1 protein-coding gene is annotated in these 555 nt (G+C 53.3%); it reads right to left on the reverse strand.

Annotated elements, in window-relative coordinates; translation table 11 throughout:
* Positions 1-174: 174 nt before the first annotated feature.
* Positions 175-555: carbon storage regulator (locus tag D1159_RS19335; protein WP_207709188.1), on the reverse strand; the 381-nt coding region annotated here is incomplete at its 5' end.

The raw sequence follows: 555 nt of genomic DNA on the forward strand, positions 1-555 counted from the left end.
TTGTGTTGGATTCTCATAACTTCGATTCCTTTCAGTTATAAAATTGGGAATTTCGCGAACATCGCGCCTTCACATCCGATACTCCGGCGCATTGGGTGGAGCGCCATACGGTTCAAACTCCGTGGCCTTTGGCGTAAAAACCGTTGGGCGCGGGGCTCTATTTCAACCGGCCCGTCAGCCGTTTGAAACCAAAGTTCTATCTTTTGCTGGGCCTACCAGCCCGTTGGGGCGGCGGCATCCATTGCGTTCCCGCACCTCGCCCCGGAGAATTGTAATCTCTTTTGGGGCCTTGATTCCCAGCCGGGCCGTGGTGCTGGAATCCGGGAACACCTGAATGACGATATCCTCGCCGATGGTCAGGTACTCCCCCTCTTTCATCTGTAAAAACAGCATGGCAAACTCCTTTCGCCCGCGGCACTCTTGCACCCGCTGATTTTTCATGGTCATAATATTTTGGATACCCTTATGGGCTTCAGATGTGCGCACACATCCTCTTACGCTCTGGGCTGTTGTGGGATAGAGCCGGGCTTTGATGGTGGTGAACTGGACTGTCTT

It is taken from the genome of Pseudoflavonifractor sp. 524-17, from assembly GCF_009935845.1.
GTDB lineage: Bacteria > Bacillota > Clostridia > Oscillospirales > Oscillospiraceae > Pseudoflavonifractor_A.